This window comes from Blastochloris tepida (assembly GCF_003966715.1).
In the GTDB taxonomy this organism is placed as follows: domain Bacteria; phylum Pseudomonadota; class Alphaproteobacteria; order Rhizobiales; family Xanthobacteraceae; genus Blastochloris; species Blastochloris tepida.
Window position 1 is genome coordinate 616,576 of record NZ_AP018907.1, and the last position, 20,393, is coordinate 636,968.

The 20,393-nt window shown below is 67.3% G+C and carries 18 protein-coding genes; 8 read left to right on the forward strand and 10 right to left on the reverse strand.

The features are described 5' to 3' along the window. The first annotated feature begins 229 nt into the window (after positions 1-229). Positions 230-1,276, forward strand: coding sequence for a recombinase RecA (gene recA, locus BLTE_RS02780; protein ID WP_126397411.1), 1,047 nt, complete (start codon positions 230-232; stop codon positions 1,274-1,276). A gap of 262 nt (positions 1,277-1,538) precedes the next feature. Further along, on the forward strand, positions 1,539-4,190 hold the full coding sequence (gene alaS, locus BLTE_RS02785) for an alanine--tRNA ligase (RefSeq protein ID WP_126397413.1): 2,652 nt from the start codon (positions 1,539-1,541) through the stop codon (positions 4,188-4,190). A 258-nt stretch (positions 4,191-4,448) separates the two neighbouring features. Here alaS and BLTE_RS02790 read toward each other — a convergent pair whose 3' ends face one another. Further along, positions 4,449-6,224 (reverse strand): cation:proton antiporter domain-containing protein, encoded by a 1,776-nt coding sequence (locus BLTE_RS02790; RefSeq protein ID WP_126402014.1) that lies wholly within the window; start codon positions 6,222-6,224, stop codon positions 4,449-4,451. Positions 6,225-6,596: 372 nt separating this feature from the next. Here BLTE_RS02790 and BLTE_RS02795 point away from each other — a divergent pair, with 372 nt between their 5' ends. Beyond that, entirely contained in the window at positions 6,597-7,025 is a 429-nt protein-coding gene (locus tag BLTE_RS02795) for a rhodanese-like domain-containing protein (protein ID WP_160140492.1), read from the forward strand. A gap of 169 nt (positions 7,026-7,194) precedes the next feature. Here the strand turns inward: BLTE_RS02795 and BLTE_RS02800 are convergent, their stop codons facing one another. Further along, positions 7,195-7,623, reverse strand: a complete 429-nt coding sequence (locus BLTE_RS02800; protein WP_126397417.1) for a hypothetical protein — start codon at positions 7,621-7,623, stop codon at positions 7,195-7,197. A 174-nt stretch (positions 7,624-7,797) separates the two neighbouring features. On the opposite strand from BLTE_RS02800, the gene BLTE_RS02805 reads away from it, so the two are divergent. The 3 genes from BLTE_RS02805 to rpsD all read left to right on the forward strand — a co-directional run bounded on the left by BLTE_RS02805 (position 7,798) and on the right by rpsD (position 10,733). Next, on the forward strand, positions 7,798-8,988 hold the full coding sequence (locus BLTE_RS02805; protein WP_126397419.1) for a TrmJ/YjtD family RNA methyltransferase: 1,191 nt from the start codon (positions 7,798-7,800) through the stop codon (positions 8,986-8,988). A gap of 39 nt (positions 8,989-9,027) precedes the next feature. Then, positions 9,028-9,918, forward strand: coding sequence for a glutamate racemase (murI, locus tag BLTE_RS02810; RefSeq protein WP_126397421.1), 891 nt, complete (start codon positions 9,028-9,030; stop codon positions 9,916-9,918). Between the two features lie 197 nt (positions 9,919-10,115). Continuing rightward, entirely contained in the window at positions 10,116-10,733 is a 618-nt protein-coding gene (rpsD, locus tag BLTE_RS02815; RefSeq protein WP_126397423.1) for a 30S ribosomal protein S4, read from the forward strand. 430 nt (positions 10,734-11,163) lie between these two features. On the opposite strand, the gene grxD is transcribed toward rpsD, so the two are convergent. The 7 genes from grxD to purC form a co-directional block, all read right to left on the reverse strand. Further along, positions 11,164-11,496, reverse strand: a complete 333-nt coding sequence (grxD, locus tag BLTE_RS02820; protein WP_126397425.1) for a Grx4 family monothiol glutaredoxin — start codon at positions 11,494-11,496, stop codon at positions 11,164-11,166. Positions 11,497-11,636: 140 nt separating this feature from the next. Next, a complete protein-coding gene (locus BLTE_RS02825) occupies positions 11,637-11,885 on the reverse strand; it encodes a BolA family protein (RefSeq protein ID WP_126402015.1) in 249 nt (82 codons plus the stop codon). A 108-nt stretch (positions 11,886-11,993) separates the two neighbouring features. Beyond that, positions 11,994-14,216 (reverse strand): phosphoribosylformylglycinamidine synthase subunit PurL, encoded by a 2,223-nt coding sequence (gene purL / locus BLTE_RS02830; RefSeq protein ID WP_126397427.1) that lies wholly within the window; start codon positions 14,214-14,216, stop codon positions 11,994-11,996. A 102-nt stretch (positions 14,217-14,318) separates the two neighbouring features. Then, positions 14,319-14,915 carry a Uma2 family endonuclease gene (locus BLTE_RS02835; protein ID WP_126397429.1) on the reverse strand — a complete coding sequence of 199 codons (597 nt, stop codon included), beginning with the start codon at positions 14,913-14,915 and terminating at the stop codon, positions 14,319-14,321. Positions 14,916-15,050: 135 nt separating this feature from the next. Next, on the reverse strand, positions 15,051-15,752 hold the full coding sequence (gene purQ, locus BLTE_RS02840) for a phosphoribosylformylglycinamidine synthase subunit PurQ (protein ID WP_126397431.1): 702 nt from the start codon (positions 15,750-15,752) through the stop codon (positions 15,051-15,053). Between the two features lie 191 nt (positions 15,753-15,943). Next, on the reverse strand, positions 15,944-16,186 hold the full coding sequence (gene purS, locus BLTE_RS02845) for a phosphoribosylformylglycinamidine synthase subunit PurS (RefSeq protein WP_126397433.1): 243 nt from the start codon (positions 16,184-16,186) through the stop codon (positions 15,944-15,946). A 134-nt stretch (positions 16,187-16,320) separates the two neighbouring features. After that, on the reverse strand, positions 16,321-17,118 hold the full coding sequence (gene purC, locus BLTE_RS02850; RefSeq protein WP_126397435.1) for a phosphoribosylaminoimidazolesuccinocarboxamide synthase: 798 nt from the start codon (positions 17,116-17,118) through the stop codon (positions 16,321-16,323). A 400-nt stretch (positions 17,119-17,518) separates the two neighbouring features. Between purC and BLTE_RS02855 the strand changes: the two genes are divergently transcribed. Beyond that, positions 17,519-17,842: a DUF1476 domain-containing protein gene (locus BLTE_RS02855; RefSeq protein WP_126397437.1), complete on the forward strand. Its 324-nt coding sequence runs from the start codon at positions 17,519-17,521 to the stop codon at positions 17,840-17,842. 366 nt (positions 17,843-18,208) lie between these two features. On the opposite strand, the gene purB is transcribed toward BLTE_RS02855, so the two are convergent. Further along, positions 18,209-19,516, reverse strand: a complete 1,308-nt coding sequence (gene purB / locus BLTE_RS02860) for an adenylosuccinate lyase (RefSeq protein WP_126397439.1) — start codon at positions 19,514-19,516, stop codon at positions 18,209-18,211. Positions 19,517-19,764: 248 nt separating this feature from the next. On the opposite strand from purB, the gene BLTE_RS02865 reads away from it, so the two are divergent. Beyond that, positions 19,765-20,364, forward strand: coding sequence for an HdeD family acid-resistance protein (locus BLTE_RS02865; RefSeq protein ID WP_126397441.1), 600 nt, complete (start codon positions 19,765-19,767; stop codon positions 20,362-20,364). Positions 20,365-20,393: the final 29 nt, after the last annotated feature.

Below are 20,393 nucleotides of genomic sequence, written 5' to 3' on the forward strand. Positions count from 1 at the left end.
GGAAAACGCTCCGGAGAGTCCATTGATGGAACGTCTGTGCAACAGACCGGACTTTTGTTCCGTTCCCCTCTTGTTCGCGCGAACAAATCATGTACAGTTGGGTTATTGCCCTGTCGGAATGGCGGGGTGGCTCACGGATTGATCTGGCGGTTTGGACGGCGCGCGGGCGCATGCCATAAGGGGACGCACGGTGACTCAGGTCTCTCTCAAACTGGTCGAAGGCTCGTCGATGGACAAAACCAAGGCGCTGGACGCCGCGCTCACCCAGATCGAGCGGGCCTTCGGCAAGGGCTCGATCATGCGCCTCGGCAAGGGCACCGCCGCGCTGGAGGTCGAGACCGTCTCCACCGGTTCGCTCGGGCTCGACATTGCGCTCGGCATCGGCGGCCTGCCGCGCGGCCGCGTCGTTGAGATTTTCGGCCCCGAATCGTCGGGCAAGACCACGCTGGCGCTGCACACCATCGCCGAAGCCCAGAAGAAGGGCGGGGTGTGCGCCTTCATCGATGCCGAGCACGCGCTCGATCCGATCTATGCCCGGAAGCTCGGGGTCAATCTCGACGATCTGCTGATCTCCCAGCCCGATGCCGGCGAGCAGGCGCTGGAGATCGCCGACACGCTGGTGCGCTCGGGCGCCATCGACGTGCTGGTGGTCGATTCGGTGGCCGCCCTGGTGCCGCGCGCGGAGCTGGAAGGCGAGATGGGCGACAGCCAGCCGGGCATGCAGGCGCGGCTGATGAGCCAGGCGCTGCGCAAGCTCACCGCCTCGATCTCGCGGTCGAACTGCATGGTGATCTTCATCAACCAGATCCGCATGAAGATCGGCGTGATGTACGGCTCGCCCGAGACCACCACCGGCGGCAACGCGCTGAAGTTCTACGCCTCGATCCGCCTCGACATCCGCCGCATCGGCTCGATCAAGGAGCGCGACGAGGTGGTGGGCAACCAGACGCGGGTCAAGGTGGTCAAGAACAAGCTCGCCCCGCCGTTCAAGCAGGTCGAGTTCGACATCATGTATGGCGAGGGCATCTCCAAGGCCGGCGAGCTGATCGACCTCGGCGTCAAGGCCGGCGTGGTCGAGAAGTCGGGCTCCTGGTTCTCCTATGACAGCCAGCGCATCGGCCAGGGCCGCGAGAACGTCAAGGGCTTCCTCAAGACGCATCCGGACATTGCCGGGCGCATCGAGGCCGCCATCCGCCAGAATGCCGGCTTGATCGCCGAGCAGATCCTCGGTTCGCCCGAAAGCGGCGAGGACGGCGAGGACGCCGCCGAGGGGTGAAGACCGTAGGGCTGGGCAGTGCGCGCGGTCGGCGTTGTCCGGTCCTGCCGTTGTCCAGCGGCTGCAGGGCCTTGCAGATCCTGGTCTTTTTCTTCGGCGCGGCTCCGGGGCCGGCCTGCGGGGCGGTGCTGCGCGGGAGATCGGCGCGGGTCCGCGGTAACGGTCGGGCTTGGCGTTTCTGGACAGGGGCGGGGGGCGCCGCTAGATGTGCAGAGAAGCCAACGGCCGCCTGGGGCGCGCCGCGCCGGAGATGAGTTGCCAGATGAGCGGCGTCAACGAGATCAGGTCCACCTTTCTTGAGTTCTTCGCAAAGAACGGCCACGCCGTGGTGCCGTCCTCGCCGCTGGTGCCGCGCAACGACCCGACCTTGATGTTCACCAATGCCGGGATGGTGCAGTTCAAGAACGTCTTCACCGGCGTCGAGAAGCGGCCCTACCAGCGCGCGGTGACCGCCCAGAAGTGCGTGCGGGCCGGCGGCAAGCACAACGACCTCGACAATGTCGGCTACACCGCGCGGCATCACACCTTCTTCGAGATGCTGGGCAATTTCTCCTTCGGCGACTATTTCAAGGACCGGGCGATCGAGCTGGCGTGGAACCTGATCACCAAGGTCTACGAGGTTCCCGAGAAGCGCCTGCTGGTCACTGTCTATTCCGAGGACGACGAGGCGTTCGGCCTGTGGAAGAAGATCGCCGGCCTGCCCGACAGCCGCATCATCCGCATCCCGACCTCCGACAATTTCTGGGCGATGGGCGACACCGGCCCGTGCGGCCCGTGCTCGGAGATCTTCTACGACCATGGCGACCATATTCCGGGCGGCCCGCCCGGCTCGGCCGATCAGGACGGCGACCGGTTCATCGAGATCTGGAACCTCGTCTTCATGCAGTACGAGCAGCTTCCGGGCGAGCGCATCGCGCTGCCGAAGCCCTCGATCGACACCGGCATGGGGCTGGAGCGGATCTCGGCGGTGCTGCAGGGCACCCACGACAATTACGACATCGACCTGTTCCGCGCCCTGATTCGCGCCAGTGCCGAGGCGACCGGCGTCGAGCCGGACGGCGCCCACAAGGCGAGCCACCGCGTCATCGCCGACCATCTGCGCGCCTCGGCCTTCCTGGTCGCCGACGGCGTGCTGCCCTCCAATGAGGGCCGCGGCTACGTGCTGCGCCGCATCATGCGCCGTGCCATGCGCCACGCCCAGCTTCTCGGCGCCAGGGATCCGCTGATGTGGCGGCTGGTGCCGGTGCTGGTGCGCGAGATGGGGCAGGCCTATCCCGAGCTTCAGCGCGCCGAGGCGCTGATCACCGAGACGCTGAAGCTGGAGGAAACCCGCTTCCGCAAGACGCTGGTGCGCGGCCTCGCCATCCTCGACGAGGAGACTGCGCGCCTCGGACCGGGCGAGACGCTCAAGGGCGATGTCGCCTTCACGCTCTACGACACCTATGGCTTCCCGCTCGATCTGACCCAGGATGCGCTGAAGGCGCGCGGCATCGGCGTCGATACCGAGGGCTTCCAGGCGGCGATGGAGCGCCAGCGCGAGACCGCGCGCGCCGCGTGGGCCGGCTCGGGGGAGGCCGCGACCGAGACGGTGTGGTTCGCGGTGCGCGAAAAGGTGGGCGCCACCGAGTTCCTGGGCTACGAGACCGAGACCGCCGAGGGCGTGGTCAAGGCGCTGGTCAAGGACGGCCAGGAGGTCGCGGCGCTGGAGGCCGGCGAGAGCGGCTTCGTGGTGCTGAACCAGACGCCATTCTATGGCGAGTCGGGCGGGCAGGTCGGCGACACCGGCGTGATGAGCGCCGCCGAGGCGCGCGCCCGCGTCACCGACACCCAGAAGAAGCTCGGCGACCTGTTCGTGCATGCGGTCACCGTCGAGCACGGCCGGCTGAAGGCGGACCTGCCGGTGGAACTCGCGGTCGATCACGACCGCCGCGGCGCCATCCGCGCCAACCATTCGGCCACCCATCTGCTGCATGAGGCGCTACGTCAGGTGCTTGGCGACCATGTCGCCCAGAAGGGCTCGCTGGTGTCGCCCGACCGGCTGCGCTTCGACATCTCCCATCCCAAGCCGATCTCGGCGGAGGAGTTGGAGAAGGTCGAGGACATCGCCAACGACATCATCCTGCAGAACGCGCCGGTGGTGACGCGGCTGATGGCGGTGGACGAAGCCATCGAATCCGGCGCGCGGGCGCTGTTCGGCGAGAAGTACGGCGACGAGGTGCGGGTGGTGTCGATGGGGATCGCGCCGGGCAGCAATGCCGCGCCCTATTCGGTGGAGCTGTGCGGCGGCACCCATGTGGCGCGCACCGGCGACATCGGCCTCGTCACGCTGCTCGGCGACAGTGCGGTGGCGGCCGGGGTGCGGCGCATCGAGGCGATGACCGGGCGGTCGGCGCGCAAGCACACCAATATCCTGGCGGGCACCGCCAAGGCGGCGGCGGCCGAGCTGCGGGCGCCGCTTGACGAGCTGGTGCCGCGCATCTCCGGCCTGATGGACGAGCGCCGCCGGCTTGAGCGCGATCTCGCCGAGGCGAAGAAGCGGCTCGCGATGGGCGGCGGGGGCGGGGGCGCGGACGGCATCCAGACCGTCGGCTCGACCAAGCTGCTGGCGAAGACCGTGCATGGCATCGAGCTGCGCGACCTCAAAAGCCTCGCCGACGAGGGCAAGAAGCAGATCGGCTCGGGCGTCGTGGCGATTGTCGGCGTGGCGGAGGACGGCAAGGCCGGCCTCGTGGTCGGCGTCACGGCCGACCTGACCGGCCAGTTCAACGCCGTCGATCTGGTGAAGAAGGGTGCGGAAGCCTTGGGCGGCAAGGGCGGCGGCGGGCGGCCGGACATGGCCCAGGCCGGCGGTCCCGATGGGGCGAAATCGGACGCCGCGCTGAAGGCGATCGGCGAGGCGCTGGCCGCCGGCTGACGGCGCCGGTGCGGCGTCATACGGTTTCTGGCTGATCAGGTCGGACAACCGCTGGCCGGGAGCCGCGTTCTTTCCCTCTCCCCTTGTGGGAGAGGGTGCCGAGCGATCGAAGATCGCGAGGCGGGTGAGGGGTGAATCTTCCAGCGTTCGCCCGTATGCACCCCTCACCCGGCTCGACCTCGCTTCGCTCGATCTCGCCACCCTCTCCCGCAAGGGGAGAGGGAAGGAAGAAGCCGAACCAATCAACCGGAAACCGCATCACTCCGCCGGGCGGCCGGCGCGCAGCGGCGCCTTGAGCAGTTCGCGCTTGGCGCGGATGGCGGCGTGCACCTCGTCGCGCGAGCCGCCGAGCGTCTGCAGGGCGGCGCTGGCGAGGTCGAGGCTGGCCTCCAGCGCCTCGGGCACCACATCGGTGGCGCCGAGCCGGAACAGCCGCACCGCATGGGCGGCGTCGCGCGCCCGCGCCACCACCGGCACGTCGGCGCGCTCGGCCCTCACCGCGGCGACCACGTGCTCGGCGGCGACCGGATCGTCCATGGTGATCACCACCGCCGGGGCGTCGGTGAGCCCGCATTTGCGCAGGAACTCGCGCCGCGTGGCATCGCCATAGACCACCGGCTGGCCGGCCTTGCGGCCGCTGGCGACGATGTCGGCGTTGCGGTCGGTGGCAATGAAGGCGCGGCCTTCGCCTTCGAGAAGCTCGCTGACCAGCCGGCCGACGCGGCCGTAGCCGACGACGATGGTGCGGCCGACCGCGGCCGGCTCCGGCTCGCCGTGGCCGTCGGCCATGGCGGCGGCGCGGCGGGCCTGCCGGCCGGCCTGCCGGCCGAGCCGGGCGAGGAAGGGCGTCAGCATCATGGTGCCGGAGGCCACCAGCAGCATGAACTGCTCGATATTGGCGGGCAGCAGGCCGCCGCTGCCGGCCATCCCCAGCACCAGGAAGGCGAACTCGCCGCCGCCGGCGAGCAGCAGGCTCGCCTCCACCGCCACCGGCCAGGAGAGCCCGAACAGGCGCGCCAAGGCGGCGATCACCACCACTTTGAGGCTGGCCATGCCGAGCACCGACAGGGCGAGCAGCAATGGGTCATGCGCCACGCCGAGCGGATCGATCCGCATGCCGACCGAGATGAAGAACAGGCCGAGCAGCATGCCCTTGAACGGCTCGATATCGACCTCGACCTCGCGGCGGAACTCGGTCTCCGACAGCAGCAGGCCGGCGAGGAAGGCGCCCAGCGCCATCGACAGGCCGGCGAAATGGGTGATGAGCGAGGTGCCGACCACCACGAACAGAATCGCGGCCATGAACAGCTCGCGATTGTGGGTGCGCGCGACCAGCCGGAAGAACGGCCGCAGGATGGCGCGGCCGAAGCCGATGATGATGGTGACCGCCGCCGCCCCCTGCAGCAGCGCCAGCCCCAGCCCCAGCAGCACCGACTGGCCGGCGATGGCGGTCACCGCGCCGTCCGGCGCCGTCTTGCTGAACACCACGACCAGGAACAGGATCGGCACCACCGCCAGATCCTGGGCCAGCAGCACCGCGAAGATGACGCGGCCGGCGACCGAGGCCAGCCTGCGCTGCTCGGCCAGGAGTTGCAGCACGATGGCGGTGGACGAAAGGGCGAGGCAGGCGCCGATCACCAGCGAGGCATCGAACGGGTTGCCGAACGCCCAGGCGGTGACGCCGATCGCCGCCGTGGTCAGCGCCACCTGCAGCATGCCGAAGCCGAACACCATGCGCCGCATGGTCCACAATCGGTCGAACGACAGTTCGAGGCCGATGGTGAACAGCAGGAACACCACGCCGAGCTCGGCGAGCTGGTCGACGGTCTCGTGCGAGGTGATGGCGATGTAGCCCAGCCAGGGCACGCTTTCGGCGAGCCGCCCCAGGCTGTGGGGCCCGAGCACCAGGCCGGCAACGAGGAAGCCCAGCACAGGGGAGACCCGCATGCGGGCCATCAGTGGAATCACCACGCCCGCTGTGCCGAGAAACACCAGCGCTTCACGATAAAATCCGGTTTCCAGCGGGGAGGGCATCGCCACGCAAACTTCGCTTGTCAGGCAAACTTCGATTGTCGGATTGTCGGTCGGGTCCGTCGTCCTGCATGTCGGAAGCGGTTGCCCGACAGCAACGGAACCCTGCCGCTTCATCCCATAGCCGGATGAATCATTCCGCAACAGGTGTTTTCGAAACTCCCGGCCAGGAGTCTTGCGCCCGGGAGTCTTGCGCCCGGGAGTCTTGCGGCCGGCGCGATATCTGCCCGGTCCGCATCCGACGTTTCGCGCTCTATCGTCGCGGGACCCGGATGCGAAAGACATGCGACAGGCGGCGGCCCGCTGCGCGTGGCCGACAGGCGGCGGATGGGGTATAGCGGCGACCGCGGCGGGTTGGTTCGAGGGAGAACGAGAATGGCTCAGAGTAAATTGCGGCGGTGGATTCTGGGGGGTGTGCTGACGGTGCTCGCCGCCGGGGCGATCATCGTCGGCCCGGCGGCGCTGGAGATTGCCACCATGCCGAAGAACCTGCCGTCGATCGACCGGGCGCAACTGGAACAGGCGCTGGCCGCCAACGCCATCGATCTGATCGACATCCGCGAGCCGGACGAGTTCGCCGCGGGCCATGTTGCCGGCGCCCGCAATCTGCCGATGTCGAAGCTCGACCCCAAGTCCCTGGCGCAGCCGCACGACAAGCCGATCGTACTGATGTGCCGCTCCGGCCGGCGCACGGCGGCGACGCTGTCCGCGGCGCTGGAGGCCGGCGCCACCAATATCGTTCACTATCCCGGCGCCATGTTGGATTGGGCCGGCGCCGGCAAGCCGGTGGTGAAGGGGCCGTGAACCTCGCCGGATGCGTCATTTGACGTCGCAGCGGCCGCTGCCTCGCCCGGTTCCGGCGAGGCAGGAACACTGCCAGAGCATTTTCCGCAAAAGTGGATTCCGATTTTGCGAAAGAAAATGCGATAAACCAGGGGCTTAGAGCGTCCGATACGGTCGGATCGGATAACGCTCAAGGTGGCTGAAACGTCTGGAACGAGCCTTGGGATTGCCACCTGATGCCGCAGGTCGACTTGTATTTCATTAGATCGCAGGAAATGGATAAACTAAACTGAAGCAGCGCAAACAGCAAAGATATAAAACTCCCAAATATCATAATATTTCGTAAAAATTTACTTTGATATGGCTTTGAAATGTTTTGGAAAGTGGCGATTGTTGAATATTTTGATGAAATCAAATCGCTGATTGCGATAATTGCAAATGCAGACATTGCCGAAATAAGGCTGTCTACGACAAACTTGTAATCAGATTCTGGAGGGTGATACTTCATTATTCCTAGCATAAATGTTCCTTCTATATTGTATGATATATACAAAATGATATAGAGTGCCGCGGCAAAGCCGAATATGAATTTTGCTGATGACGGAATGTTCGTCGGCATTTCGACCCCCGACCGCGTCGCGGCGCATGTCAAGCATAGCTTCGCAATTTTAACGGGAGATTGCGCTTTGTCAGGTCGCCGCCCGAGGGCGAGGATGTGCCGGCGGTCTCGACGCGGCGGGCCGCGTGGTGCATGACGGCGCCGCATCCCGCGACAGCCCAACACGAAGGCCCAATGTCCGGCACCGACCAATCCCGCCCCTGGCTCGCCATTCCCGCCCCCGCCATCGTGCTGGTCGAGCCCCAGATGGGCGAGAACATCGGCACCACGGCGCGGGCGATGGCCAATTTCGGCCTGGCCGACCTGCGGCTCGTGAACCCGCGCGACGGCTGGCCCAATCCGCGCGCCAAGGCGGCGGCCTCGGGCGCCGACCCGATCCTGGAGAGCGCGCGGCTCTATCCCGATCTGCGCGCCGCCATCGCCGATCTCGGCTTCGTGGTGGCGGCGACCGCGCGCTGCCACACCCAGGCCAAGCCCGTTCTGGGGCCGGAGGCGGCGGCGAAAGCCATCACCGAGAAGATCGCGGGCGGCGCCAAGGCCGGCGTGGTGTTCGGCCGCGAGCGCAACGGCCTGGAGAGCGACGAGGTCGGTCTGGCCGATGCCATCGTCACCTATCCGGTCAACCCGGCGTTCGCCTCGCTCAACCTCGCCCAGGCCGTGCTGCTGATGGCCTATGAGGTCTCCAAGCTCGCGACCGGTTCCGCGCTGCCGTTCGACATGCCGCAATTGTCGGAGCCCGCGCCGCGGGAGCAGCTTCACGCCTTCTTCGACCGGCTGGAATATGAGCTGGAGCGCGTCGAGTTCTACCGCCCGCCGGAGAAGCGGCCGGTGATGAGCGTGAACCTGCGCAACATCTTCCTGCGCCTGTCGCCGACCCGGCAGGACGTGCAGACGCTGGCCGGGGTGATCGACGCGCTGGTGTCCGGCCGCAAGGGGCCGGCCGCGGGCGGCGTGCTCAATGCCGGGGAGACGGTGTCGCTCCGAAGCCTCGTCGCCGCCGAGGCGACGGTGGGCGTCACCGCGCCGGTGCGCGGGCTCGCCCGGCTCGTGCGCCGCAACCCGACCGAGGCCGAGCGGGTGGTGTGGGCGAGCCTCGTCACCGATCGCCGGCTCGCCGGCAGAGGCTACAAGCGGCGGGTGCCGATCGGCCCGCACATCGTCGACTTCGTGTCGTTCCCGGAAAAGACCGTGCTGGAGCTCGACGACGGCTCGGAAGAGCCGGCCGGCGCCGCCCGCCGCCGGGCGTGGCTCACCGAGCGCGGCTATCGCGTGGTGGTGCTGCCGGTGGCTGGGGCTTCGGCGGAGGGCGTAGCCGATAGGCTGGTCGAGCTGTTGGCGCCGATCGAATCCTCATCAAATCCTTAACCACCCCGCCGCCACAATCGGCGCCCAGAGGGTGGATCCATGCCGATCGAACTGTCGTCCGGCGAGGTGCGCAGTCTCGGGCGTGCGCCGTCGCCCCTTGCCCCCACCATCGCGCCGCTGCCGCCGGTCGCCATTTCGCTGCGCGACCCGCTGATTCTGGTGTTCGATTCGGGCCTCGGCGGCCTCACCGTGCTGGCCGAGGTGACGAAGGCGCGGCCCGATGCGCGCATCGTCTATGTCGCCGACGATGCCGGCTTTCCCTACGGTCCGATGGCGGAATCGGCGCTGATCGCCCGCGTCGCGCAGGTGCTGGGCCAGGCGATTCGGCTTCATGGGCCTGACGTGGTGGTGGTGGCCTGCAACACCGCCTCGACATTGGTGCTGCCGCATCTGCGCGCGGCCCACCCGGCGGTGCGATTCGTCGGCACCGTGCCGGCGATCAAGCCGGCCTGCGAGGGCTCCAAGAGCGGGCGGGTCAGCGTGCTGGCGACGCCCGGCACGGTGCGGCGCGACTATACCCGCGACCTGATCCGCCGGTTCGCCGGGTCCTGCCAGGTGACGCTGGTCGGCTCGGCGCTGCTCGCCGGTTTCGCCGAGGCGTTCCTGCGCGGCCATCCGATTGACGACGAGGCGATCGCCGCCGAGATCGCGCCCTGCTTCGTCGATGGGCCGGAGGGGGCGCGCACCGATACGGTGGTGCTGGCCTGCACCCATTATCCGCTGCTGGTCGAGGCGTTCCGCGATCTCGCGCCCTGGCCGGTGCGCTGGGTCGATCCGGCGCCGGCGATCGCCCGGCGGGTGGTGCAGCTCATCGGCCCGGCGACGGCGGGCGTGGTGGCGCCGCCGGGGCGGGTGGCGTTCACCGGCGGGCGGATGCGCGAGCCGGGCCTCGCCGGGGCGCTGCGCCGGTTCCGGCTGGAAGAGGCCTGAACATGAGACAAGCGTTTGACAGGGCCGCGGCCGGCCCCTAAAAGCGCCGCTTCCGGACCCCTTCCGCGGTTCCGGATATTCCGCGACCCGCGGCTTAAAGGGAAGCTGACACCCTTGGCCTGTCGGCCGGCAGCGTCGGAAGATGCTGCGGCAGAGGAGGGCGCGGTCCTGCAATCGAACCTTAGGACCTGCGACAGATGAGCAAGCGTCACGACGCCAAGTATAAAATCGACCGCCGGATGGGCGAGAACATCTGGGGCCGCCCCAAGAGCCCGGTCAACCGGCGCGAATACGGCCCCGGCCAGCACGGCCAGCGCCGCAAGGGCAAGGTCTCGGACTTCGGCGCCCAGCTCAAGGCCAAGCAGAAGCTGAAGGGCTATTACGGCTCGATCTCCGAGAAGCAGTTCCGCGGCATCTATCAGGAAGCCGCCCGCATGAAGGGCGACACCGGCGCCAATCTGATCGGCCTGCTGGAGCGCCGCCTCGATGCCGTGGTCTACCGCGCCAAGTTCGTGCCGACGGTGTGGGCCGCCCGCCAGTTCGTCAATCACGGCCACGTCAAGGTCAATGGCCGCCGCGTCACCATTCCGAGCTTCCGCGTGAAGGTCGGCGACCATATCGAGGTCAAGGACGCCTCCAAGCAGCTCGCCATCGTGCTGGAAGCGACCCAGCTCGCCGAGCGCGACGTGCCGGACTACGTCGAGGTCGACCACCACAAGATGACCGCCAAGCTCAACCGCGTGCCGGAACTCAACGAGGTTCCCTACGCCGTGGTGATGGAGCCCAATCTGGTGGTGGAATTCTATTCGCGCTGATCTTAAGATCGCGCCGAAAGTTCGTGGGCCGGTCCCGAATCAGGGACCGTTGGGGACCAGGAAGGCCGCTCCATCGAGCGGCCTTCCGCGTGTCTGGGGATGGGCGGTGCGACGTGGTGCTGTCGTCGCGGTGCCGTCGTCGCGGTGCCGTCGTCGCGGTGCTGTCATCCCGGACGGCGCAAAGCGCCGAGCCGGGATCGTTTTCAGGAAACACACATTTCGGAAAACGGTCCCGGGTCTCATGGCTTCGCCATTCGCCCGGGACGACAGCCGACTTTTCTCGTCATCCCGGCCGAGCGAAGCGAGAGCCGGGATCGTTCCCAGTCTCGGTAGGGCGGAATAGCGTAGCGTATTCCGCCACTTCAGCCGGGATGCAGGAACGGCGGAATACGCTACGCTATTCCGCCCTACAGCTGGATGCAGTTTCTCCTCAGGCTGGCTCGCGCATGGCGACGCCCTTGTCCTTCAGCAGCGCCTGCAGCTCGCCGGCCTGGAACATCTCGCGGACGATATCGCAGCCGCCGATGAACTCGCCCTTGATGTAGAGCTGCGGGATGGTCGGCCAGTTGGAATAGTCCTTGATGCCCTGGCGGACCTCGTCGGATTCCAGCACGTTGATGCCCTTGTAGGGCACGCCGAGATAGTCGAGAACCTGGACCACCTGCCCGGAGAAGCCGCACATCGGCATGTCGGGCGAGCCCTTCATGAACAGGACAACGTCATTGCCCTTCACCTCGGCGTCGATGGTGTCGTGGATGCTCATGGCGGCAATCCCTTTCTGCGCCTCGCGCGCGTCTCTCTCGGAACGGAAAGGTGGGAGGCCCGCTGCCGAAGGCAAGGGGCGGGCGCTCGGGTTGGGTGCTTGGGGCCGGGCGCTTGGGGCCGGGCGCTTGGGGCCGGCGGTCAGTGCACCGGCGCGGTGTCCGGCGTCGCGGTGTGCAGCGCCAGCGCGTGCAGCTCGCCGCCCAGGCTGCCCTTGAGCGCGGCATAGACGAGCTGGTGCTGCTGAACCCGGGATTTGCCGCGGAACGCCTCCGAAATCACCAGCGCCGAATAATGGTCGCCGTCACCGGCCAGATCCTTGATCATCACCACCGCGTCGGGCAGCGACGCCTTGATCAGCCGTTCGATTTCGTCAGCCTTCATCGCCATGCGGCGGGTCTCCTTCACAAATCCAAGGCTCACTCGCCGAAAATCCTCTTCGAGGCAGGATTTTCGGCGACCGGAATGCGGAACTCCGGCCGGCGACCGGATTCCGCATCACGCCGGCCCCGCCATGTAGGCCGGCAGCCAGGATTCGTGAGCCGTCTTCAGATCGCCAATCAATATTGGGCGCTCGCCCGGCAGGGTCAATCGATCGCCGCCCGTGGTGCCGAGTCGCAGCGCCGGCACGCCGGCCGCCGCTGCCCGGCTGGCGAACGCCGCAGCGTCGGCAGCGGTAACCGTGACGAGGTAACGGGCCTGATCCTCGCCGAACAGCGCGGCATGGGCAGGGCCGTCCGGCAGGGTGTCGATGGCGGCGCCGATGCCCGAGGCCATCGCCATCTCGGCCAGCGCGATGGCCAAGCCGCCGTCCGACAGGTCGTGCACCGCGCTCGCCATGCCCTCGGTGATCAGCGCCCGCACGAAATCGCCGTTGCGGCGTTCGGCGGCGAGGTCGACCGGCGGCGGCGCCCCGGCCTCGCGGCCGACGATGTCGCGCAGGTAGGCCGACTGGCCGAGCCAGCCCGCGGTCTCGCCGACCAGGAAGATCGCTTCGCCTTCGGCGCTGAAGGCGATGGTGGCGGTCCTGGCGTAATCGTCGATCACGCCGACGCCGCCGATGGTTGGCGTGGGCAGGATGCCGCGGCCGTTGGTCTCGTTGTAGAGGCTGACATTGCCCGACACGATCGGGAAATCGAGCGCGCGGCAGGCCTCGGCGATGCCCTTCAGGCAGAACACGAACTGGCCCATGATCTCGGGCCGCTCGGGATTGCCGAAATTGAGGTTGTCGGTGACCGCCAGCGGCTTGGCCCCGGTTGCGGTGAGGTTGCGCCACGCTTCCGCCACCGCCTGCTTGCCGCCCTCGAACGGGTCGGCCTCGCAATAGCGCGGGGTGACATCGGTGGTCATCGCCAACGCTTTCGTCTGGTCGGGCGCGATGCGCACCACGCCGGCATCGCCGCCGGGGCGCTGCACGGTGTTGCCGAGGATCATGTAGTCGTACTGCTCCCACACCCAGCGCTTGGAGCACAGATCGGGGGTGGCCAGCAGCTTGAGCAGCGCGTCGGCATTCGACATTGGTGCCGGGATGGCCGAGGCCTCCAGCACCGGCCACGGCGCCGGCTTGATCCACGGCCGGTCATAGACCGGCGCTTCGTCGCCGAGTTCCTTGATCGGCAGATCGGCCATCACCTTGCCGTGACGCTTGACCACGAAGCGCAGCGTGTCGGTGGTGTGGCCGACCACGGCGAAATCGAGCCCCCATTTGCGGAAGATCGCCTCGGCCTCTTCTTCCTTCTCGGGCTTGAGCACCATGAGCATGCGCTCCTGGCTTTCGGAGAGCATCATCTCGTAGGCGGTCATGCCGGTCTCGCGGCAGGGCACCTTGTCGAGGTCGAGCTCGACGCCGAGATTGCCCTTGGCGCCCATCTCGACCGCCGAGCAGGTGAGGCCGGCCGCGCCCATGTCCTGGATGGCGACGACGCAATCCTTGGCCATGATCTCCAGGCAGGCTTCGAGCAGCAGCTTCTCGGCAAACGGGTCGCCGACCTGCACGGTCGGGCGCTTCTCCTCCGAGCCCTCGCCGAACTCGGCGGAGGCCATGGTGGCGCCGCCCATGCCGTCGCGCCCGGTCTTGGAGCCGAGATAGACGATGGGCAGGCCGACGCCGGCCGCGGCGGCGTAGAAGATGCCGTCGGTCTTGGCGAGTCCCACCGCCATGGCGTTGATCAGGCAGTTGCCGTCATAGCGGGTGTGGAAGCCGACGCCGCCGGCAATGGTCGGCACGCCGAACGAATTGCCATAGCCGCCGATGCCGGCGACCGAGCCGGCGAGCACGGGCCGGGTCTTGGGGTGGTCGGGGTGGCCGTAGCGCAGGAAGTTGAGCGCCGCGATCGGCCGCGCGCCCATGGTGAACACGTCGCGCAGGATGCCGCCGACCCCGGTGGTCGCGCCCTGATAGGGCTCGATATAGGAGGGGTGGTTGTGGCTCTCCATCTTGAACACCACCGCGTCGCCATCGCCGATGTCGATGACGCCGGCGTTCTCGCCCGGGCCCTGGATCACCCAGGGCGCCTCGGTGGGCAGAGTGCGCAGATGGATGCGCGAGGACTTATACGAGCAGTGCTCGTTCCACATCGCCGAGAAGATGCCGAGCTCGGTGAAGGTCGGCTCGCGGCCGATCAGGTCGAGAATGCGCTGATATTCGTCGGGCTTCAGCCCGTGCTCGGCGATGAGTGCGGGGGTGATGGCGGGCTCGGGCGGCGTGGTGGCGTGTGTCATGCGATTGAAATGGCGCGATCGGGACCGACCAGGGTCCGTGCGGGAGGTCGAGGGGCTTCTAACCCGGTTTTGCGGATTGCGCACCCCGGCGATGGGGTGGGGCTATTCGGCGAGATCGAGCGCCGTGAGCGTCAGGGGCAAAGCAGGGGCCAGGAGTGGCGTCAGGGTCTCGTCGGCGGCATGGGCGACGATGTCGCGATAGCCGAGCGGCGCCGGGTCGCGGTGGATGTGGGTGACGAGGTGGATGGCGTCGATCACCCACAGCTCGCGCACGCCGAAGGCGGCGTAGATCGCCGGCTTGCGGCCGAGGTCGTAGCCGAGACTGGAATCGGCGATCTCTACCGCCAGCAGCGCAGTATCGCCGTTGAGCGTCTTCAGCCCGCGTGCGCGGTCGAAAACGACGATATCGGGTTCGAGATAGGTGTCGTGCGACAGGCGGAAGGTGGTTTCGGAGATCAGTCCGAGCGTGTTGTCGGGGAGCAGCCGCGTCCAATGGCGTACCAGCGCTTCTTTGACGACCTCGTGCCGAATGCCCTTGGGCGACATCATCACCAGCTCTCCGCCGATCAGCTCCAGCCGTTCGTCCTCATGGAGGAGGCCGACCTCCACCATGCGCTCGACCTCGGCAATGCTGAAGGCTCGGCGCGGCAGTCCGGTGGCGGCGGCGGTGACGGGGGCATGGCTGACAGGGGCGTTCATGGCGCAAGACTAGCCGAAACCGCCCCGGCGGTCACGGCGGCGGCCATCCGAGTCTCAAGCACATTTTAAATCAGGGATATCGATGGCCGGGACGAGGCCCGGCCACGACCGCGTGGCGCACGCTGGCGGTTTCGCTCACGCCGCGCTGGCCAGCGTGTCGACGAGGCCCGCGAACAGACCGCGGCCGTCGGTCGAGCCGAGGCGGGCGTCCACGTGGTTCTCGGGGTGTGGCATCATGCCCAGGACGTTGAAAGTCTTCGAGAACACCCCGGCGATCGAGTTGGTCGAGCCGTTGTGGTTGAAGGCCGGGCCGACCTCGCCCGATGCCGAGCAGTAGCGGAACGCCACCCGGCCCTCGCCCTCGATCCCGGCCAGGGTCTCGGCGTCGGCGACGTAGTTGCCTTCGCCATGGGCGCAGGGAATGGAGATCACTTGCCCCGGCGCATAGAGGCGGGTGAAGGCGGTATCGGCGCGTTCGACCTTGAGGTGGGCGATCTTGCAGGCGAAACGGCGGTCCTTGTTGCGCATCAGCACGCCCGGCAGCAGGCCTGCCTCGCACAGGATCTGGAAGCCGTTGCAGATGCCCAGCACCAGCCCGCCGCGGGCGGCGTGGGCGCGCACCGCGTCCATGATCGCGGCGCGGGCGGCGATGGCGCCGCAGCGCAGATAGTCGCCATAGGAGAAGCCGCCGGGCAGCACCACGAGGTCGGTGCCGGGGGGCAGCGCGGTCTCGGCGTGCCACACCAGCGCCGGCTTCTTGCCGGACACCAGCTCCAGCGCGAAGGCGACGTCGCGCTCGCGGTTCGAGCCGGGGAAGACGATGACGGCGGCGTTCATGAACAGTCTCCAAGCTGGCGGAGATCGAGGCAGCCTGCCGGGCCGATCAAGCCGCCCTCGCGACAGCGACGACCGGGCCTCGGCCGAACCAGCGCGCTCGCCGATCTGGCTGCATCAGATCTGACGCTCTAAGTCTTTGAGTTGTCGCATTCTCTTTCGCAAAACCGGTTCCCACTTTTGCGGAGAATGCTCTAGAGGATCTCGACGCGGTAGTTCTCGATCACCGTATTGGCGAGCAGCTTGTCGGCGGCGGCGGCCAGCAGCTTCTCGGTGTCGGCGCGGTCGGCGGTGGGCGCGATCTCGATGTCGAACACCTTGCCCTGGCGGACGCTGGCGACGCCCTCGATGCCGAGCGACTTCAGCGCGCCCTCGATCGCCTTGCCTTGCGGATCGAGAATTCCGGTCTTGAGCGTGACATACACGCGGGCCTTCATCGGCGGACTCCCTTTCGCACCGCGGCCGGTGCGGTCCTGAAACGATCGCGGGGACAAACGATCGCGAGAACAAACGATCGCGGGGGCGCTCGGCCCCCGCAGCATAGCCGTCATGCCGGCTGGCCGGCGTCGCGTCAGCCCTTGACGAGAATCGGGCCGGAGCCCTGGGGCCGCTCATTCTCGCCGAGAATGCCGAGCCGGCGGGCCACCTCGGTATAGGCCTCGATCAGGCCGCCCATGTCCTTGCGGAAGCGGTCCTTGTCCATCTTGTCGCCGCTCTTCATGTCCCACAGGCGGCAGCAGTCGGGCGAGATCTCGTCGGCGACGACGATCCGCATCATGTCGTTTTCCCACAGCCGGCCGCATTCCATCTTGAAGTCGACCAGACGGATGCCGACGCCGAGGAACAGGCCGGACAGGAAGTCGTTGACCCGGATGGCGAGGGCGATGATGTCGTCGATCTCCTGCGGGGTCGCCCAGCCGAACGCCGTCACATGCTCTTCCGACACCAGCGGATCGTTCAGTTGGTCGTTCTTGTAGTAGAACTCGATAATCGAGCGGGGAAGCTGGGTGCCTTCCTCGATGCCGAGACGGGTCGACAGCGAACCGGCCGCCACGTTGCGGACAACGACTTCAAGCGGAATGATCTCGACTTCGCGGATGAGCTGCTCGCGCATGTTCATCCGGCGGATGAAGTGCGTCGGCACGCCGATGTCGTTCAGCTTCTGGAAAATGAACTCGGAAATTCGGTTGTTCAGCACCCCCTTTCCGTCGATCACCTGATGTTTCTTGGCGTTGAAGGCCGTGGCATCGTCCTTGAAGTGTTGAATCAGGGTGCCGGGCTCGGGGCCCTCGTAGAGAACCTTGGCCTTGCCTTCATAAATGCGCCGACGACGGCTCATAGGGGTGTACCTGGGCTTAAGAAAATCCATTGTCTGCCGGGTCTCCGGTGGATCTGGTCCGGCCGCGCGTGAGCATCACGCGTCGCGAGTCGTGTCGCGGAGCAGGGCCCGCGACCGGCGGGACACTAGCCGATTGAGGCAGCGGACACAACGCGGGCCATCCGGGGGGCTTTCGCCCCTGCCGGAGGCGCCGCCGGCTGTTGATTTGGTGGGGGGGTCCCTATATTCACACAGGGTGAGGTGCGTGGGCGTTCTGCGCGCCAGAGTTTGGATGATGCCGGACATCGCAGCATTTCGCGGGCAGTGTTTCGCCGCTTTGGCCGTGGCCCGGGGAGTGCAATCCTTCAAGACACGAAACGGATGCGGGATGTTCCAGCGTGCCGCTAGGCAATAGCTTAAGACAATCCTGCCCAGGGACGAGAGCGCCACAATGACCATTTTCGACAAGCGCGAGGATCTGTTCGAAAAGCAGTTCGCCCAGAACGAGGAACTGCGTTTCAAGGCGACGGCGCGCCGGAATCGTCTGCTCGGGCTGTGGGCTGCCGAAAAGCTCGGCAAGACCGGCGAGGATGCCGACGTCTATGCCCGCGAGGTTGTGATGAGCGACTTCGAGGAGGCCGGCGACGAGGACGTGTTCCGCAAGGTGCGCAAGGATTTCGACGATGCCGGTGTGCAGCAGTCGGACCACCAGATCCGCCGCACCATGGAAGAGCTGCTGGCGCAGGCCATGCACGAGCTGAAGGTCGGCGGCTGAACGCCGCTCCGGTAGGGCGCCGCAATTCCGTCGGGCGTACCCGCTGACGATGTCGTCATCCCGGCCGAGGCGTGAGCCGAGAGCCGGGATCGTTCTCCGGAAGAGTCCTCTTCCTGCGCACGGTCCCGGCTCGGCGCTGCGCGCCGTCCGGGACGACGTGAAATGGAAGACGGTCCCAGGACGCGCCTTCGGCGCTTGTCCGAGACGACGCCGGCTCTGCCTTCGCTTTCATGCGGTTTCCGGTTGATCCCTTCGGGATACCGGAAACGGTCTCGCCGAAAACCCCAGGTTTTCAAGAGAGTCTCGATAACGGGATGTTCGGGCGATCGGAATACGGCTCGAAGGCTTGATCAGCCGGAAACCGTATCACGCCCGCCCGAACACCCGCCGGAAGATCGTGTCGACGTGCTTCAGGTGGAAGCCGAGGTCGAACAGCTCGGCGATCTCCGCCTCCGACAGGAATGCGCGAACCTCGGCATCGGCCAAGAGCAGCGTCTGGAAGTCGCCTTCGCCGCGCCACACCGGCATGGCGTTGCGCTGCACCAGCCGGTAGGCGTCCTCGCGGCTCGCGCCCTTCTGGGTCAGCTTGAGCAGGATGCGCTGGGAGTGGACGAGGCCGCCGAGCCTGTCCAAATTCTTCTGCATGTTGGCGGGATAGACCACGAGCTTGTCGATGACGCCAGCCAGCCGCGCCAGCGCGAAATCGAGCGTCACCGTGGCGTCCGGGCCGATCATCCGCTCGACCGACGAGTGCGAGATGTCGCGCTCGTGCCACAGCGCCACGTTTTCCAGTGCCGGCGTCACATAGGCCCGCACCATGCGGGCGAGGCCGGTGAGGTTCTCGGTCAGCACCGGGTTGCGCTTGTGCGGCATGGCAGAGGAGCCCTTCTGCCCTTCGGAGAAGAACTCCTCGGCTTCCAGCACCTCGGTGCGCTGCAGATGCCGCACCTCGATGGCGAGGTTCTCGACCTGCGAGGCGACGACGCCGAGCGTGGCGAAGAACATCGCGTGGCGGTCGCGCGGGATCACTTGGGTCGACACCGGCTCGGGGCTCAGGCCCATCCTCTCGGCGACGTGGGCTTCAACGCTCGGGTCGATCTGGGCGAACGTGCCGACCGCGCCGGAGATGGCGCAGGTGGCGACCTCCGTGCGCGCCGCCACCAGCCGGGCGCGGGCGCGTTGGAAGGCGGCGGCATGGCCGGCGAGCTTGACGCCGAAGGTGGTGGGCTCGGCGTGGATGCCGTGCGAGCGGCCGATGGTGGGGGTGAGCCTGTGCTCGAAGGCGCGCTTCTCCAGCGCCGCCAGCACCGCATCGACATCGGCGATCAGGATGTCGGCGGCGCGGGTGAGCTGGACATTGAGGCAGGTGTCGAGCACGTCCGACGAGGTCATGCCCTGGTGGACGAAGCGCGCCTCCGGCCCGACGATCTCGGCGAGGTGGGTGAGAAAGGCGATGACGTCGTGCTTGGTCGTGCGCTCGATCTTGTCGATGCGCGCCACGTCGAACACCGCGCCCTGGCCCTTCTCCCACACCTTCGCCGCGGCCTCGGCGGGAATGACGCCGAGCTTCGCCTGCGCGTCGGCGGCGTGGGCCTCGATCTCGAACCAGATGCGAAAACGGGTCTGGGGCTCCCAGATGGAGGCCATCTGCGGACGGGAATAGCGCGGGATCATGGTCGCTCGAAAGGTTGGAGGGTTGGGCGGCGCTGTAGCAGATCGGCCTTTCGGAGGCCAGCCGGCCCGCGGCCGGGCGCGGACGGACGGGCCGCGTCTTTCGCAGAACCGGTATCCACTTTTCCGGAAAATGCTTTAGAGACTTGCGCCTGTATGCCCCCGCGCCCACCTCAGGCCAAGCTTGGGTTCAAGTGATTCAGGCGGCCCTTCACTTGACTCGACAACAGCCCGCTTCAGGAGAGCAGAGAATGTCCGACATCAACCCCATGGCCGAGTCCGAGCCGATCGAGCCGACGGATGCCAGCGGCATGCTGGCCAAGAACTGGTGGGCCATCCTCATTCGCGGCATCGCCGCGCTGGCGTTCGGCCTGTGCGCCTTCGTGCTGCCGGGGGCGACGCTGGTCTCGCTGATGGTGTTCTTTGCCGCCTATGCCGCTGTCGACGGCGTGTTCAGCATCGTCGCGGCGGTGCGCGCGGCGCGGCTGGGCGAGCAGTGGGCGACGCTGGTCTTCGACGGGCTGATCAGCCTCACGGCCGCTGCCATCCTGGTGATCTGGCCGGACATCTCGATCCAGGCGCTGATCGTGCTGCTGGCGACCTGGGCGATCATGACCGGCCTTCTCGAAATTGGCGCGGCGTTCCGCCTCAAGACCGAGCATGGCCGGGTGTGGCTCGGGCTGGCCGGCGTCGCCTCGGTGCTGTTCGGCGTGGCGCTGATCGTGGCGCCGTTCGTCGGCGCGCTGGTGGTGACGTGGTGGCTCGGCGTCTATGCCGCGGTGTTCGGCCTCACCATGGTGTCGCTGGCGATCACGCTGAAGGGCCGCCTGTCGCACCAGCCGGCGGCGTGATGCGGGATGCGAACGCCGGCCCCCCGCGG

Excerpts from the sequence above, each read along its gene's own strand:
- recA (WP_126397411.1), top strand. The coding sequence starts at position 230 with ATGGACAAAACCAAGGCGCTGGACGCCGCGCTCACCCAGATCGAGCGG.
- alaS (WP_126397413.1), top strand. The coding sequence starts at position 1,539 with ATGAGCGGCGTCAACGAGATCAGGTCCACCTTTCTTGAGTTCTTCGCA.
- BLTE_RS02790 (WP_126402014.1), bottom strand. The coding sequence starts at position 6,224 with ATGCCCTCCCCGCTGGAAACCGGATTTTATCGTGAAGCGCTGGTGTTT.
- BLTE_RS02795 (WP_160140492.1), top strand. The coding sequence starts at position 6,597 with ATGGCTCAGAGTAAATTGCGGCGGTGGATTCTGGGGGGTGTGCTGACG.
- BLTE_RS02800 (WP_126397417.1), bottom strand. The coding sequence starts at position 7,623 with ATGCCGACGAACATTCCGTCATCAGCAAAATTCATATTCGGCTTTGCC.
- BLTE_RS02805 (WP_126397419.1), top strand. The coding sequence starts at position 7,798 with ATGTCCGGCACCGACCAATCCCGCCCCTGGCTCGCCATTCCCGCCCCC.
- murI (WP_126397421.1), top strand. The coding sequence starts at position 9,028 with ATGCCGATCGAACTGTCGTCCGGCGAGGTGCGCAGTCTCGGGCGTGCG.
- rpsD (WP_126397423.1), top strand. The coding sequence starts at position 10,116 with ATGAGCAAGCGTCACGACGCCAAGTATAAAATCGACCGCCGGATGGGC.
- grxD (WP_126397425.1), bottom strand. The coding sequence starts at position 11,496 with ATGAGCATCCACGACACCATCGACGCCGAGGTGAAGGGCAATGACGTT.
- BLTE_RS02825 (WP_126402015.1), bottom strand. The coding sequence starts at position 11,885 with ATGGCGATGAAGGCTGACGAAATCGAACGGCTGATCAAGGCGTCGCTG.
- purL (WP_126397427.1), bottom strand. The coding sequence starts at position 14,216 with ATGACACACGCCACCACGCCGCCCGAGCCCGCCATCACCCCCGCACTC.
- BLTE_RS02835 (WP_126397429.1), bottom strand. The coding sequence starts at position 14,915 with ATGAACGCCCCTGTCAGCCATGCCCCCGTCACCGCCGCCGCCACCGGA.
- purQ (WP_126397431.1), bottom strand. The coding sequence starts at position 15,752 with ATGAACGCCGCCGTCATCGTCTTCCCCGGCTCGAACCGCGAGCGCGAC.
- purS (WP_126397433.1), bottom strand. The coding sequence starts at position 16,186 with ATGAAGGCCCGCGTGTATGTCACGCTCAAGACCGGAATTCTCGATCCG.
- purC (WP_126397435.1), bottom strand. The coding sequence starts at position 17,118 with ATGGATTTTCTTAAGCCCAGGTACACCCCTATGAGCCGTCGTCGGCGC.
- BLTE_RS02855 (WP_126397437.1), top strand. The coding sequence starts at position 17,519 with ATGACCATTTTCGACAAGCGCGAGGATCTGTTCGAAAAGCAGTTCGCC.
- purB (WP_126397439.1), bottom strand. The coding sequence starts at position 19,516 with ATGATCCCGCGCTATTCCCGTCCGCAGATGGCCTCCATCTGGGAGCCC.
- BLTE_RS02865 (WP_126397441.1), top strand. The coding sequence starts at position 19,765 with ATGTCCGACATCAACCCCATGGCCGAGTCCGAGCCGATCGAGCCGACG.